The following is a 14,885-nucleotide window of genomic DNA, read 5'->3' as shown; positions in this document are numbered from 1 at the left end:
GAAACGGGTTATGCCGTCGGAACCACAAGGGCCGATCAACGAGCTTTGATGCACATTCAACGTTGCACCATGACGGCGCATTGTCCATGATGGTGCAATGAATGGTGCGACATCGCGTGGTTGGGCCGAGCCGCTGGCGACGGGGGTCGCGCTGGCGGATGCGCAACTGCGCCTGTTGTGGGTGAATCCGGCGCTGGCCGAGTTGCTGGCGATTGGCCCGCGCAGCGCGGTGGGACAGTCCCTGGCGGTGCTGCTGCATCGGCCGGAATGGATGGCGCTGGCGGAGCGCGCCTTGCTTGAACCATCGCCGCTGCAATTGCGTGGCATCGAGGTGCCTTCCGTTCGAGGTGACGCGGGGCGCATGGACGTCTCGATGCAGCCGCTGTCGAGCGGCGAACTGTTGCTCGAAGTGCATGCGCTGGCGCCACCGGCATCATCGGATACGCCGCTGTCGGCCACCCTGCGCGGCTTTGCGCACGAGGTGAAGAACCCCTTGGCGGGCTTGCGCGGCGCCGCGCAACTGTTGCATCGGCGGGTGGATGACGAAGATCTGCGTTCGCTCGCGGGGCTGGTCATCGCCGAGGCCGATCGGCTGGCCGCGTTGGCCAACCGGTTGTTGCGGCACGGTGGTGCCGTGCAATTGGGGCCCGTGAATATCCACGAGCGACTGGAGCGACTGGGCGATCTGTTGCTGGCCGAGCCGTCCGCACCCGCGCTGCGGCACGATTACGATCCTAGCCTGCCGGACGTTTATGGCGACGCCGATCGTCTGCTGCAGCTGCTGCTCAATCTCGCGCGCAACGCTATCGAGGCGGGCGCACAGACGATCGTCTTCCGCACGCGCGCGGAACCCGCCGTGCGCCTGGGTGAGCGCATGGCGCGCATGTCACTGCGAGTGGACGTGATCGACGATGGTCCGGGCGTGCCCACGAGCTTGCGCGACACCTTGTTCGAACCCCTGGTATCCGGCCGCGCAGACGGCAGCGGCCTGGGTCTGGCGCTGGCGCGCGAGATTGCGCGTGAGCACGGTGGCGAACTGCGTCATGTCAGCCGTCCCGGTGAGACGGTGTTTTCCCTGTATTTGCCGATGGGCCATGCACATGAATGAGTCCCGCCCTGACATCTGGATTGCCGATGACGATCGCGGCGTGCGTTTTGTGCTGGCGGAGGCGCTGCGCGATGCGGGCCTGGTCGTGCGCGAATTCAGCACGGGCGAAGAGGTGCGGGCCGCCTTGCGCGAAGCGCGTCCGGCCCTGCTGTTGACCGACGTGCGCATGCCCGGTGAAGGTGGACTTGCCTTGCTCTCCGCACTGAAGGCGCAGGGCGTGGGGCCGGTGATCGTGATGAGTGCTTACACCGACGTCGCCACCACGGCTGCTGCGTATCGTGCCGGCGCGGTGGACTATCTGGCTAAACCTTTCGATCTCGATCAGGCGGTCGCCGCCGTGCAGCGCGCACTGGCGGATGTCCCGGTGACCGCATCGGCGCCGGTGGTCGAAGCGGTTCCAGCGCATGCGCTACTCGGTGAGAGTGCGGCGATGCGCGAGGTGTTTCGCCTGATCGGTCGGGTCGCGGCCAGTGATCTCAACGTGCTGATCACCGGCGAGACAGGCACCGGCAAGGAGCTGGTGGCGCGCGCGCTGCACGAAGAAAGTGCGCGCCGCGGCAAGCCATTCGTGGCGCTCAACACTGCCGCCATCCCCAGCGAATTGTTGGAAAGCGAGTTGTTTGGCCACGAAGCGGGCGCCTTCACCGGTGCCACACGTCGCCACGCGGGCCGTTTTGAGCAGGCCGAGGGCGGCACGCTGTTTCTCGATGAAATCGGCGACATGCCGCTGGCCTTGCAGACGCGGCTGCTGCGCGTGCTGGCGGGCGGGGAGTTCTATCGCGTCGGTGGGCGCGAATTGATGCGTGGCAATGTGCGCATCATTGCCGCGACACACCAGGACCTGGATGTACGCGTCGCCGCCGGCCAGTTTCGTCCCGACCTCAAGCATCGTCTCGACGTGGTACGCATCGAACTGCCTCCGTTGCGTGAACGTCGCACCGATATTTCCCTGCTTGCGCAGCATTTCCTCGCCGCGGCGGCGCAGGAACTGAGGCTGCCGCCCAAGCGCTTTTCCAAGGCTGCGCTCAAGGCGATTGCCCAACGGGACTTCCCCGGCAATGTGCGTGAGCTGGAAAACTTGTGCCGCCGCCTGGCGGTGATCGCCGCGGGGGCGGAAATTCTGCCAGCCGATCTCGGCTCATCCGTCGCCGTGCCGGCGGCCGGTGGGTGGACCGATGCACTGCGCGAATGGGCGGCCCAGGCGATCGCGGACGGCGAACTGGACATCCACACGCGTGCCCGCGAGGCGCTCGACCAGACCCTGCTGCAGGCCGCGCTGGCGGCGCACGATGGACATCGTCAACACGCGGCTGCTGCGCTCGGCGTAGGCCGCAATACCCTGACCCGCAAACTGGGAGCCTCGCGCAAGCGACGCTCCACCCCATCTTGAGTGATCCGCATGACCGTCACGATTCGGCCCGCCGAACGATCCGACATTCCCCATCTGGTGCAGTGGAACGCCGCCATGGCGTGGGAAACCGAGCAAAAGGCACTTGATCTCGTGGTACTCGAACGCGGCGTGACAGCCGTGTTCGATGAACCGAGGCGAGGTTTCTATCTGCTCGCGGAACACAACGGTACTCCCGCAGGCTGCCTGCTCGTCACGTACGAATGGAGCGATTGGCGCGCGGGCGATTTCTGGTGGATACAGAGCGTGTACGTGGTGGCGGAAGCCCGTCGCGCGGGCGTGTTCCGCAGTCTCTACGCGAACACCGAGCAACGGGCGCGCGAGGCCCGTGCCGTGGGCTTGCGCCTTTACGTGGAAACCGAAAACGAACGCGCGCAGCATACGTACGCAGGCTTAGGCATGGATCGTTGCCATTACTTCATGTACGAAACGGAATTCGCTGCGTCATCGTGACGACGTCAGGCGGGCAGCAGATCCCGTCCGAAATCCTCGGCTGCTTGCGCCGATCCGAACAGAAAACCCTGTAGCAGCGAGCAGCCGGCACGGCGAAGGTGATCGGCTTGCTCGCGGGTCTCAACGCCTTCGGCTACCACGGTCATACCCAGTCCACGTGCCATGGCGATGATCGCGTCGGTGATGGCGGCGTTGTCGGCGTCCGTCGCGATATCGCGCACAAAAGTGCGATCGATCTTCAGTGCGTCGATGGGGAAGTACTTCAAGTACGACAGACTGCAATAGCCGGTGCCGAAGTCATCAAGCGCGAGGCTCACGCCGAGCTCCTTGATCCGTTGCATCAGCGCGCGACTCTGGTCGCCCGCCGACATCACCATGCGTTCGGTCAGCTCCAGCTCGATCAGCGAAGGCGGCAGCTTGGCTTCCGTCAGCGACGCCTGCAGCGCGGCGTGAAAGCCCGGATGCTGGAATTGCGGAGCGGACACGTTCATCGCCACGACGATGGGTCGACCTTGGCTGTGCCATTCGCCGGCCTGGCGGCAGGCCTCGCGCATCACCCATTCGCCGAGGGGTACGATCAAGCCGGTTTCCTCGGCCACCGGAATGAACTCGTCGGGCGCGTAGACGTCGTGCCCATCGACCTGCCAGCGAAGCAAGGCCTCTGCGCCGACGATGGCGCCGCTGTGCGCATCCACTTTCGGTTGGTAGTGCAAGCGAAAATCGCCGTGGCGCAGCGCCTTGCGCAGTTCCTGTTCGATGCGCAGGCGAGCCGCGGAGCGTTCGCTCATGGACGGCGTGAAGAAGCGGTAGCCGTTACTGCCCTGCATCTTTACTTCGTACATGGCCACGTCGGCGTTGCGCAGCATGGACTCGGCATCTGGCGCATCATCCGGAAAAACACTGATGCCGACGCTGAAATTGATCGTCAGCTCGGCCAGCTTGCCAGCGTTGGATGCCTGCCACTCGCGCATCAGCTTCTCGCACAGCCGGCTCGCGCCGATGCGCCCGTCCACGTGCGACAGCAGCACGACGAATTCATCGCCGCCCACCCGGCTGACGGTGTCCTCGTTACGCAGGCTGTTACGCAGGTGGGCGGCGAACGCACGTAGCAAGGTATCGCCCGCGGTATGGCCAAGCGTGTCGTTGACCTGCTTGAAGTGGTCGATGTCGATATGCAGCAACGCGGCCTGGTCGTTGCGGCGCTTCGCGGCCGCCAGCACCTGTTCCAACCGCGATTGCAACAAGCTGCGGTTGGGCAACCCGGTGAGCGTGTCGTGCTGGGCAAGGTGCGCCATCTTCAACGCCAGCGCGCGCGTTTCGCTCACGTCGTGGAAGACCAGGACGCCGCCAATCACGCTGCCGGCATGGTCATGGATCGAAGCGGCCGAGTCTTCGATGGGAGTCTCGAAGCCATTGCGATGCAGCAGCACCGCGCCGTCCTTCAGCTCGACGATGGCATCGCGCGCAATGGCATCCAGCAACGGGTTATGCAGCGGTTCGCGCGTGCGGCTGTCGATCAGCTTGAACACCTCGCTCATGGGTCGCCCGATGGCTTCGGCATGGGTCCAACCGGTCATCGCCTCGGCGATCGGATTGAGCGATGTCACCCGATGTTGCAGATCGGTGGTGATGACGGCGTCGCCGATCGAGCGCAGGGTGACTTCGGCCAGCTCGCGTTCGCGGAACAGCGCTTCTTCGTAAGCCTTGCGCTGGCTGATGTCCTGGATCTGCGCCACGACGTGATACGGCGAGCCATCCCAAGTGCGCACGAGCGAGACACTCAGCTGCACGTGCACGGTGTGGCCGTCGCGATGGAAATAGCGCTTTTCGAGCTGGTAGTTCTCGCGCTTGCCCTCCAACAGTTCGCTGGCCAGCAGGCGACTCGCCGCCAGGTCGTCGGTGTGGGTGATATCGATGATCGTCTTTGAAAGCAGCTCTTCTTCGCTGTAACCGAGCATCTGGCACAGCGCGTCGTTCACGCGCAGCAGGTGACCACCGGGTGCGACCAGCGCCATGCCGATCGAGGCGTGTTGAAAGGCACCATAGAAGCGCTGCTCGCTCTCGCGCAGCTGGGTTTCCAGCGCGTGGCGCTCGGTGATGTCGATGAACACCGTGAACACGCCTCGCACCTGACCGTCGTCGTCCAGGTCGGGCTGGAAATTGCCGTGCACATAGCAGCGCGCAGAACCGCTGAACAACTCACCTTCGTAAACCGCCGCCTCACCCGCGAGGGCCTGGGTCAGGCACGAACCGGCGCGCTGCATGCTCCAGGGATCGAGCACCTCGTCCACCGTGCGCCCGATCATCTGCGCGGGATCGACGTTCAGCCATTGCCGGTGCGTGGCATTCACGAAACGGAAGCGCCGCTGGCTATCGATATAGGTAATGAGCGCTGGCGCACCTTGCACCACGTGCGCGGCCCATTGGGCTGCGCCACCGGCTGGTACGAATTCGCGATCAGTCTGCCGCATGCCTGTGGTCGCCGCGGGCGCTACCCCTGCGCCTTCAGGGGGCATCATGCGACAACTGTGGCCGCCTGTGCAGATGTCACGTGAGACAAGCCCGACGTGTTTGTGACCGGGCTCGCGTTCGCCTGCAGAGCAAGCTCAATGCAAGCTTTCCGCCGGTGCGCCCAGCTGGCCTTCCGTATCAAGCAGGATGCGACCAAGAGCATGCAGATCGGAGGCGATGCCGTAGCGGTCCGACAGGTCCGCCACCATCGGACCGAGGGCGCGAGGATGCAACGGATAACCATGGGCCAGCACGCGCGCGCGGCCACCATCGCCACGTTGCGCCAGGGTCACCGCGACCACGCCCAGTCCCGGCGCTTCGTGCGCGTAGAGTGCTGGCGCATCGTAAACGGCGTCGGCCGCGGCAAAGGTTTCAAGCAAATAACCCGCGGTCGGCTCGACCGCGTCGGTGCCTGGCAGCACCAGCGGCAGGCGATGGGCGTCCAGCAGGGCGGCGTATTGGCGCAGCTCGAACACGATGCCGGCTAGGTCATGCCCGCGCTGGCTGATGTCGGAGTCCTGCCTGCGCAACCAGTCCGCCGGGGACTGCACTTCTACGCGGCCTTCGACGTAGCGCATCCTCAGGCCACGGGCGCTCAGGGTGGACTCTTCTCGATACGGCGTCAGTAGACCGGCCTCCAGCAAAGTCCACAGCGGCGCGAGATTGACGTGCTCGTATTGCACGCAAGTCAGCGCCAGCAGGTCATTGCGGCTCAGATAGCGGGCGTGCTCCAGCTGCACGCCGAGCGTACGCATGAGCCAGTCGGCCGTTCGCTGCCCGGCCTCGCCACGGCCTACCAGCTCGACTTCAAGCTTCTCGGACAAGTCTTCGGCCAGCGACTCAGGGGCCAACAGGGTGATCGGCAGCAGCCGCATGGGGCCATCGGCGAAGGCCGCCTCAGGTTCCAGTGGCTGTGCCGGCATGTGGCCTTCATGCGTGCCGAAGGCCACCACATTTTCCAGATGTCCGCGCGGTACGCGGCGGGCCAGCTCGTCCAGCGTGGCCCAGACCGGGAAACCCGGCCGCAGCAGCTCCACGGCGTCGAACAGCGCCCCAGCCACCGCGAGACGAGCCTCGCCGACCCGGGGCACCAGCGCATGCAGGTCTTCGGCCATCAGCGCGGCCAGTTCGGCCGCTTCATCGCGGCTCAAGGTCCGGGGGGGCGGCGTATCGCCGGGGGGCAGCTCCAGCGCCAGCACGATGGGCAGGGCGACGAGTGTTTGTGCTTCCACGACTGGCGAACCCGAACGGCAAAGAACCAAATTCTAGCATTCACCGGTTTTTGGGCTTCCGTGCGGTGGCGGCGCGGGTTAGCCTTGATGACTCGGCTTTTTCGGACAAGTTCTGGTCATGGAAAACACGCTCAAGCGCGTCGGTGTGATCGGCGGCGTACGCATTCCGTTCTGCCGCAACAACACCGCCTACGCCGATGTCGGCAATTTCGGCATGTCGGTCAAGGTGCTTGGGTCGCTGGTGGAACGCTATGGCCTGCACGGCGTAGAGCTGGGCGAAGTGGCCATGGGCGCGGTGATCAAGCACTCGTCCGAGTGGAATCTGGCCCGCGAAGCGGTGCTTTCCTCCGGGCTGGCCCCGACCACGCCGGGCATCACCACGGCGCGCGCCTGCGGCACCTCGCTGGACAACGCCATCATCATCGCCAATAAGATCGCCACCGGGCAGATCGAGGCGGGTATTGCCGGTGGTTCGGACACGACCAGCGATGTGCCGATCGTGCTCGGTGAACGCCTGCGCAAGCGTCTGCTCGCGGTCAACCGGGGCAAGTCGTGGCAGGACAAGCTGCGCGCCGCCACCCAGGGTTTCTCGTTCAGGGAATTCAAGCCGGCATTCCCCGGCGTGGCCGAGCCGCGCACCGGCATGTCGATGGGTGATCACTGCGAGAAGATGGCCAAGGAATGGCATATCGCCCGCCAGCCGCAGGACCAGCTGGCCTTGGAAAGCCACCAGAAACTGGCGGCAGCCTACGAGGCCGGTTTCTTCGACGACCTGGTGGTGCCGTTCCGCGGGCTCAAGCGCGACGGCTTCCTGCGTCCGGATTCCACCCTGGAAAAACTGGGCTCGCTGAAACCGGCGTTCGACAAGACCTCTGGCCACGGCACGCTCACGGCGGGCAACTCCACGGGCCTGTCCGATGGTGCGGCGGTGGTGTTGCTGGCCAGCGACGACTGGGCGGCCCAGCGCGGCCTCAGGATCCAGGCTTATTTCCGCGACGCCGAAGTGGCAGCGGTGGATTTTGTCCACGGCGAGGGCCTGTTGATGGCGCCCACCGTGGCCGTGCCGCGCATGCTCGCCCGTCATGGATTGAGCCTGCAGGACTTCGATTACTACGAGATCCACGAAGCGTTCGCGGCCCAGGTGTTGTGCACGCTGCGCGCGTGGGAAAGCGCCGATTACTGCAAGCAGCGCCTCGGTCTCGAGCAGCCGCTGGGTTCGATCGATCCGGCGAAGCTCAATGTGCATGGTTCCAGCCTCGCCGCGGGCCATCCCTTTGCCGCCACCGGCGCGCGCGTGGTCGCCACGTTGGCCAAGCTGCTGGAACAGAAGGGTTCGGGCCGTGGCCTGATCTCCATCTGTACCGCCGGCGGCATGGGCGTTACCGCCATCCTGGAACGCTGAGCGGCCCGGTCCGGCCGCCTGTCCGTGTTGAAACTGCGCACTACCGCCAGCCTGAGTCTCCTGGTGCTGGTCGTGGGCGTGGTCGGCACGGCATGGCTGAGCAGCCTGACCGACCGCTGGCCCGGCCCCAACGTCCGGCGGCCCTCGCATGTCGCCCGCGCGCGGCTGCCGGTGCCGCGGCATATGCGCCCCGCGCATGAGGCCCGGCATGCCGTAGCGGCGGCCAAGCCGCATAAGGCGGCACCGAAACCAGTGCATCCCACGCCGTTGCCTGCGTTGACGCCCATCGATATGCCGGCGGGTCCGGGGGCATGGTTGAGCACCTCGGAGCCGGCCAGTGGCCGCGTCGTGTTGCATCTCGCAGTCGACGGCACAGGTCGCGTCAAACACGCGTCGATCGCCGAATCCAGCGGTCATGCCGTACTGGATGAGCGCGCCATGCGTACGGTGCTGGGGTGGCGCTTCGCGGTGCCGGTGGGCCATCCCGATGGGCTCAACGGTTCCCTGGTCATGCACTTCGCCGATGAAGCCCGCCCTGTTGCACGGCTCCCCTGAGCCGCGCCAGCAGCAACCACCTGGCTACAACACGCCCATCGCGCTCGATCCAAACGCGGTGATCAAGCGCGTATAGATGAGCTTGGGCGAGGTCGCCACATCGGGGAAGTCGCCTACGGGCGTGTAGCAGCTGAAGAAGGCGGGGTCGCTCGGGCGCATCGGCGTGCAGCCGGCCTTGAGCTCGTAGCTGGTGGCGTAGCGGTAGGGCCACAGATCGAAGATGGGCAGGCTGGCGGATATATCGCCGATCGCCAGGCTGAGGCTGCTTTGCTGGCGTCGTGCGACGACCCACGCGTTTTCGGGCTGGGTGTCGCGCAGGATGCTGTCGCGCAACTCGTTGGCAAAGCGTGCGTCATAGACGATCACGCCGGCCTCGGTGTTGTAGTGGTCCGAGCGCGGGTCGAAGTTATGCGAGCCGACCATGGCGAAGTCGTCGTCCACGACGATGGATTTGGCATGCAGGCCGAAGCGTCGCCCTTCGCCGGTCAATGGCGCCGGTCGATTTCGCCGGGCCTGGCTATGACTGCCAAGCAGGCCGCGTTCCGTACCAATGCGACGTCGGGCCGCCTTACCCTGCGCGCCTTGTTCGGTCGATGGCGGAGCATCGTCCTCACTGGCCTCGGCATTGTCTTCGGTCGGACCGGCCGCGCGCGGTTTCATTTCGTAGATCTCGAAACCGTAGTCCTTGAGATAGCGTTTTCGGTGCTTATAGGAAATGGCATACACGGCGAACGCATCCGTCGAGGCCAGCGAATTGGTCGACACGACGATGCGCGGCGGGATCTCGCGCTGGTGTAGTTTCGCGAAAATGTCCTGCGCGCGTTGGCTCAGCACCAGATAGGGCGTCTGCATCACCACTTCATGCTGGGCGCCGCCGACCAGCCGCATCACATGCGCCGTGAACTCGCGTGCATCGTGTTGCTGCGGCTGTTCGGTCTTGGCGGGAAGGTCGCTGAAGTAATCGACGCGGCCGGTGCGCAGGGTCTCGCTGACCAGGGCGTCGTCCAGCCATTCGCCGTCTTCGGCCTCTTCCAGCACGCGGGCCACGCGCTGCGGATGCGCATAATGCGGTGCTGGCCAGGGCTGCGGTCCGTCGCCATCGAGAATGCGCCGGTTGACGTCGCGCAAGTGGGTCAGTGGCGTCGAGCGCTTGTGGTTCCAGAACGTTTCGAAGCTCGCTGCCATCGCATGTGCGGCCGGACCACCGACCATCACGTCGCGATCAACGTAATCGAAATCGGCATCCCAGTCGAAATAGCGATCCTGGTAGTTGCGTCCGCCGGTGATACCGATGGCGTTGTCGACCAGCAGCAGTTTGTTGTGCATGCGCTGGTTGAACTTCCTGAAACAACAGACGATGCCGGCGGTGAACTCCGCCACGGAGGTCTGTGCCTCATGGAAGGTCGGGTTGTACAGGCGGACCTCGAGGTTTTCATGCGCGCTGGCGAGGCGATCGAGCAGGGCCGGGTCGCCGAACGAAAACAGCTGGTCGGCAAGGATCCGAACCTTTACGCCACGCCGTGCGGCCTTCAGCAATTCATAGAGCACCAGCTGGCCTGCATCGTCCTGATCCCAGATGTAGGTCTGTACATCGATCGACTGCTTCGCCGCACGGATCAGGTTGAGCCGCGCCACCATCGCCGCCTCGCTGTCATTGAGCAGGGTGACCGCATGGACAGGTTCCGCTTCGGTGGAACTGGCCAGCGCATCGTGCGCGGCGTCGAGCAGCGGGGAATCGATGGCGCAGTGATCGGCGCGGTCGCAGTCCCGTTGGTGCTGCATGTCGGCGGCGACGATGGCATCGGCGCGGTGGATGCGTGTGGGCGACACGCTGCATCCCGAGAGGACCAGGATCGCGATGAGCAAAATGGAAAGGGCGATCCCGCGCTGAATCATGCAGCGATGATACGGGCTGCTCTTATCTCTTGGCGTAATCCAGGCTGATCAGCATGCCCAGGTCCACACGGTCCGACACCGCCGTGCGATGTCCATTCATGCCGAAGTCGCTGCGCTGGATCGTCCCACGCACGGAGATGACGCATTCTTGCGGTGCACTCAGCGGGCAGGTCGATGGCAGCAGTTCGAAATGCGCCGGACGAGTGACGCCGCGCAACGTCAAGGTACCACCCAGCTCGCCGCCTTTTTCCAGTTTGGCCAGCGAGATGGGATCGGAGACGAAGTGGATCGCAGGATAGTGCGTCACATCGAAGAATTCCGGCGCCAACACCCAGCGACGGAATCGATCCGAGCTCATATGGATGCTGTCGACGGAGATTTCCGCATCGACCACGGCGGTGTCATGCAAGCTACTCAAGGTCACATCGCCGTTGATCTGCTCGAAACGGCCGGTGACCTGGGTCAGCCAAAGCAGCCGCACGCCGAAGGCGGCGTGCGAACGGGCAGGATCAATACGGTAATCAGCGGCATGTACTGGCAGGGCGGCCAGCAGAAGTACGGCAAGCAAGACTGGAAAGCGCGAAATCACGGCGACCAGAAGGCATCCAGTCGTGCGTTACCTGGTTCCAGCGCGCCGCTGAGGTGCAGCACGGCGAGGCCGGCGGGTGGCATGCCACGGAATTCATCCGACCGACCCTCGACCAGCAGCGCGACCAAGCGTTCGATACCGGGGTTGTGGCCGATCAGCATCAAGGTGCTGGCATCGCCGTGTTGATCGAGCAGGGCGAGCAACTCGCCGGGCGTGGCGTCGTAGATGTCGTCCGTGAATTGGGGTTCCGGCGCATGCTTCATCGCGGCCAGGGCCAGCGAGGCGGTGTCGCGGGTGCGCTCGGTCGGTGAGCAAAGTACGCGGTCCGGCTTCATGCCATGGGAGGCCAGCCACTTGCCGGCGGCCCGTGCTTCCTGCTCGCCGCGCCCGCTGAGGCGCCGGCTTTGATCGTCCCCGCCGTTCTGGGCGGGCTGGGCTTCGGCGTGGCGTAACAGGATGAGTTCGTGCATGGCTTTGACTCCAAGATCGTGCCGCATTCGCGCGGCACTGCTGTCAGTGCTGGCGCTTGATCCAGCGCAGGAGGTGCTTCCAATCCTCCTGATGACTCCGAACGTTTTCCGAAGCGTAATCAAAGATGCCCTTACCGAGCGCCGTGAGCAACACATACGCCTGGCTGTCGCGCAGCTGCGCCACGATCGGGAACGGCGAACGCTCGGCCAGTTGCTCCATGGCGTCCTGGCTGGCGTGCGTCCACGGCTTAAGGCGATTGCCGACCAGGCCGACCGGTAGCTTGCCACGCTTGATGCGATTGATCTCCCGCAAATGCTCCAGGAAATCGAACGTGGCATTGAGGTCAAACGTTGACGGCAGCACCGGCACCAGCAGCACGTCGGCTTTCTCGAGATAGGGCTCGAGGTCCCGTTCCTGTGATCCGGCAGGCGTGTCGATGAGCACGCGCTGGGTATCGGTGGGGAGTTTCTCGAGGGATCTGCGGCCGCCTTCCAGTGCCAGCACCCCGGGAACGTTATCCGGGCGCTGCGCGGCCCAGCGGTAGCCGGACTTCTGTCTGTCGGCGTCGACGATGGCCGTGTGCTTGCCATCCTGCGCCCAATGGGAAGCAAGCTGGGTCACCAGCGTGCTCTTGCCGCAACCGCCTTTGCTGCTTGCTACCAGTACCGTCAGCATGATGCTGCCTCTGTGTCCAAGCTGGGGTCCAGCCTACACGAAGGGTGGGGCGGCGAGGCAAGCCTGTTTCTCAGAGTCTGTTCAAAGGCTCCGCTCCGCCACGAGCCCCCTCCCGACCTCCCTGGGGTCGCAGGGAGGTCGGGAGGGGGCTCGTCGCCAAAGAGAGACCTTGAACCGGCCCTCAGCTCGACTTGTTCGGTTCCCAGTCGGCAGGTGCATCCACGTTGATATTGAAGTCGTGCAACGCGGTCAGCAGCAGGCTCATCTCGGTGCCGCCGGAGCGCGCCAGCGCCAGCAAATGTTGGGCCAGCCCCAAATCGCCCTGGGCGCGCGCGGAGAGTTGGCCGAAATTCTGCACCTGCCAGACCAGGTTGCGGCGGGCGCGGCGGGCGTCTTCCTGCTGCGCCGGATCGTCCGACAGGACCTCGCGCAAATGCAGGCCGAGCGAACGGGCCAACGGACTGGAACTCCATTCCAGCGTCTTGGCCAGCTTGAGGCAGTCGTCCTTGATCGACTTGTCGTCCCCGGCGGCCTCGCACAGCCGTGCGGTGGCCTGCAGGCCGGGCTGCGGCTGCGTGCTGGCCAGGCCGAACACCATCATGACCTGCACGCCGGAGGCGCCGGTGGCGGATAGCGGGTTGATCACGGCGGGCGGCGGCGGCAGCAGCGTGACCGTGGTAGCCAACGCCTTGAGGCTGGCTCCGGTGTAGTCGTCGTACAGCTTGGCCGCGGCAGCCTTGGCCAGGTCCTCGCGAGCGGCCGCGCCCTTGTCGTCGTGGCTATCGAGCCCAAGCTTCAGCAGCCACACTGCGGCGTTGTCCGGCGCCTGGGCGACGAGCTTGGCCAGGGCGTCGGGATTCGGGCAGGCATCGGCCTTGGTGTCGCAATCGGTCAGCCGGGTCCAGTTGATCTCGGGGCCGGCATTGGGCGCCTGAGCAGCGCGCTCGATCAGGCTGTGGAAGCTGTTGAAGTCGGGCTGGTCGCTCAAAGGCCGCGCCAGCAGGGCGCCACCGAGCAGCGGTAGGGGCTCGGCCTGGGGCGCGATGACGCTGACCAGGTCACGCTGGAAGGCGATCAGTGCCTTGCGGCGTGCGGCCTGCTGGGCGTCGGTGGAAGCGGCCGAATGGCCCGTGGCGGCTGATTGCGCCGCAAAAACCGGGTTCGCAACGGCGGCAAAAGCCAGGCCGAGCGTTAAAAGGCGCTGTCCGAGCATCGGGTAATCCTTCGCAAAACGAAGCCGTCAGCATACTGTTCCCGCATTAAGCTCGCCTGATTCAGGGGTACGGCCGGGGCGCGAGAATGCCTCTGGGCTTGCTAGCATGGCCGCTTCGCAGCGTTCGGGGTGTCTCTATCATCCTGCGCAAAACAGGAGACAGGTAGTGAATGATCTTTCCATATTGGCCGATGGGCGTGCGGCGCCCTGGTTTGTCGGCTGGGGCACGCTGGCGCTGATCAATGCGGGTCTTGCCCAGGGCAAGAATCGCAGTGGCCTGCTGTGGTTTCTGCTGTCGCTGGTGATCGGGCCGCTCGCAACGCTGCTCCTGGTGGTGCTGCCCAAGGTTCGCTCGACGCTATTTTGATCTTGTGTAGGAGCGCACCCAGTGCGCGACACGGCGCCATGGCCTTGTCGCTTTGTCGGCGTTTCGCCCAGTGGGTGGGCTCCTACATAAAGGGGCTTACTCGCCCAGCGCTTCGCGCATGAATTCTGGCTGGGCCAGCGCGCCCTTATGGATCTCGGCGTTGTAGTAGCGGGTGGGGAAGTTCTTGCTGAGGGCGCCGCGCTCGCGGAATCCAGCCAGGTCGCCGCCCTTGCGCACCATGGTGCAGCTCCACCAGCCGGTGGGGTAGCAGGGCTGCGGGAACGGCAACGTCTTCACGGCGCTGAAGCCGGCCGTACGCATGGCGGAGCGCATCGACTTGATCAGCTCCAGGTGGACCAGCGGCGATTCGCTCTGCTGCACCAGGATGCCGCCGTGGCGCAGGGCCTTGTAACAGCTGGCATAGAACGCGGCATTGAACAGACCCTCGGCCGGACCCACCGGATCGGTCGAGTCGACGATGATCAGGTCCAGCGACTCCGGCTCGGCCTCAGCCATGTACTTGATGCCGTCGATGAACAGCAGCTCGGCGCGCGGGTCATGGTTGGACTCGCACAGTTCCGGAAAATACTGCTCGGCCAGGCGAGTGACGCGCTCGTCGATCTCGACCTGCACGGCCGACTCCACTTCCTCGTGCTTGAGCACTTCGCGCAGCGTGCCGCAGTCGCCGCCGCCAATGATCACCACGCGCTTGGCGCGCGCATGGGTGAACAGCGCCGGGTGGGTCATCATCTCGTGATAGAGGAAGTTGTCGCGGCTGGTCAGCATCACGCAGCCGTCGATGACCATCAGGTTGCCCCAGTCGGTGGTCTGGTAGATCTCGATGGTCTGGAACGGGGTCTTCTCGGCATGAAGCAGCTTCTCCACGCGATATCCGATGGAAGAGCCGGAGGCCTGGTGGGCTTCGGTGAACCAGGTGAGCTGCTGCGACATGGCGAATCCTGAGAAATCTTGAGGGTTTAAAGGCCGCAGATTGTAGCCGCAATG

At 64.9% G+C, this 14,885-nt stretch carries 14 protein-coding genes; 6 read left to right on the top strand and 8 right to left on the bottom strand.

Annotation, left to right across the window (positions count from 1 at the left end; all coding sequences use genetic code 11):
• Positions 1 to 97: 97 nt before the first annotated feature.
• From OUZ30_RS19660 to OUZ30_RS19650, 3 genes are read left to right on the top strand one after another with little or no spacing between them, the layout of a single operon-like run.
• On the top strand, positions 98 to 1,108 hold the full coding sequence (locus tag OUZ30_RS19660; protein WP_266184158.1) for a two-component system sensor histidine kinase NtrB: 1,011 nt from the start codon (positions 98 to 100) through the stop codon (positions 1,106 to 1,108).
• The gene (ntrC, locus tag OUZ30_RS19655) at positions 1,095 to 2,498 is read left to right on the top strand and encodes a nitrogen regulation protein NR(I) (RefSeq protein WP_283256162.1); all 1,404 of its coding nucleotides are present in this window, start codon (positions 1,095 to 1,097) and stop codon (positions 2,496 to 2,498) included. The genes OUZ30_RS19660 and ntrC overlap by 14 nt, the downstream gene beginning before the upstream one ends.
• A 9-nt stretch (positions 2,499 to 2,507) precedes the next feature.
• The gene (locus OUZ30_RS19650) at positions 2,508 to 2,969 is read left to right on the top strand and encodes a GNAT family N-acetyltransferase (protein WP_266184156.1); all 462 of its coding nucleotides are present in this window, start codon (positions 2,508 to 2,510) and stop codon (positions 2,967 to 2,969) included.
• Between the two features lie 5 nt (positions 2,970 to 2,974).
• On the opposite strand, the gene OUZ30_RS19645 is transcribed toward OUZ30_RS19650, so the two are convergent.
• Together OUZ30_RS19645 and OUZ30_RS19640 are read right to left on the bottom strand one after the other, a co-directional pair.
• Positions 2,975 to 5,440, bottom strand: a complete 2,466-nt coding sequence (locus tag OUZ30_RS19645) for a sensor domain-containing protein (protein WP_266184155.1) — start codon at positions 5,438 to 5,440, stop codon at positions 2,975 to 2,977.
• Positions 5,441 to 5,575: 135 nt separating this feature from the next.
• Positions 5,576 to 6,712 (bottom strand): hypothetical protein, encoded by a 1,137-nt coding sequence (locus OUZ30_RS19640; RefSeq protein WP_266184154.1) that lies wholly within the window; start codon positions 6,710 to 6,712, stop codon positions 5,576 to 5,578.
• Between the two features lie 118 nt (positions 6,713 to 6,830).
• On the opposite strand from OUZ30_RS19640, the gene OUZ30_RS19635 reads away from it, so the two are divergent.
• Positions 6,831 to 8,114: an acetyl-CoA C-acetyltransferase gene (locus OUZ30_RS19635; protein WP_266184153.1), complete on the top strand. Its 1,284-nt coding sequence runs from the start codon at positions 6,831 to 6,833 to the stop codon at positions 8,112 to 8,114.
• A 24-nt stretch (positions 8,115 to 8,138) separates the two neighbouring features.
• Positions 8,139 to 8,669: an energy transducer TonB gene (locus OUZ30_RS19630; protein ID WP_266184152.1), complete on the top strand. Its 531-nt coding sequence runs from the start codon at positions 8,139 to 8,141 to the stop codon at positions 8,667 to 8,669.
• Positions 8,670 to 8,693: 24 nt separating this feature from the next.
• Here OUZ30_RS19630 and OUZ30_RS19625 read toward each other — a convergent pair whose 3' ends face one another.
• The 5 genes from OUZ30_RS19625 to OUZ30_RS19605 form a co-directional block, all read right to left on the bottom strand.
• A complete protein-coding gene (locus OUZ30_RS19625) occupies positions 8,694 to 10,565 on the bottom strand; it encodes a phospholipase D-like domain-containing protein (protein WP_266184151.1) in 1,872 nt (623 codons plus the stop codon).
• Between the two features lie 22 nt (positions 10,566 to 10,587).
• The gene (locus OUZ30_RS19620; RefSeq protein WP_266184150.1) at positions 10,588 to 11,133 is read right to left on the bottom strand and encodes a YceI family protein; all 546 of its coding nucleotides are present in this window, start codon (positions 11,131 to 11,133) and stop codon (positions 10,588 to 10,590) included.
• Positions 11,134 to 11,150: 17 nt separating this feature from the next.
• On the bottom strand, positions 11,151 to 11,624 hold the full coding sequence (locus OUZ30_RS19615; RefSeq protein WP_266184149.1) for a SixA phosphatase family protein: 474 nt from the start codon (positions 11,622 to 11,624) through the stop codon (positions 11,151 to 11,153).
• Positions 11,625 to 11,667: 43 nt separating this feature from the next.
• A complete protein-coding gene (locus tag OUZ30_RS19610; protein WP_266184148.1) occupies positions 11,668 to 12,300 on the bottom strand; it encodes a ParA family protein in 633 nt (210 codons plus the stop codon).
• A 181-nt stretch (positions 12,301 to 12,481) separates the two neighbouring features.
• The gene (locus OUZ30_RS19605) at positions 12,482 to 13,513 is read right to left on the bottom strand and encodes a hypothetical protein (protein WP_266184146.1); all 1,032 of its coding nucleotides are present in this window, start codon (positions 13,511 to 13,513) and stop codon (positions 12,482 to 12,484) included.
• 166 nt (positions 13,514 to 13,679) lie between these two features.
• Here OUZ30_RS19605 and OUZ30_RS19600 point away from each other — a divergent pair, with 166 nt between their 5' ends.
• Complete coding sequence (locus tag OUZ30_RS19600; RefSeq protein ID WP_266184145.1) at positions 13,680 to 13,880, top strand: antitermination protein NusB; 201 nt, start codon at positions 13,680 to 13,682, stop codon at positions 13,878 to 13,880.
• Between the two features lie 96 nt (positions 13,881 to 13,976).
• Here OUZ30_RS19600 and speE read toward each other — a convergent pair whose 3' ends face one another.
• Positions 13,977 to 14,831 (bottom strand): polyamine aminopropyltransferase, encoded by an 855-nt coding sequence (gene speE / locus OUZ30_RS19595; RefSeq protein ID WP_266184144.1) that lies wholly within the window; start codon positions 14,829 to 14,831, stop codon positions 13,977 to 13,979.
• Between the last annotated feature and the right edge of the window lie 54 nt (positions 14,832 to 14,885).

The organism is Dyella humicola (assembly GCF_026283945.1).
In the GTDB taxonomy this organism is placed as follows: Bacteria; Pseudomonadota; Gammaproteobacteria; order Xanthomonadales; family Rhodanobacteraceae; genus Dyella; species Dyella humicola.
The sequence above is the reverse complement of the archived record's forward strand: the minus strand, read 5'-3'. Positions and strand labels throughout refer to the sequence as shown.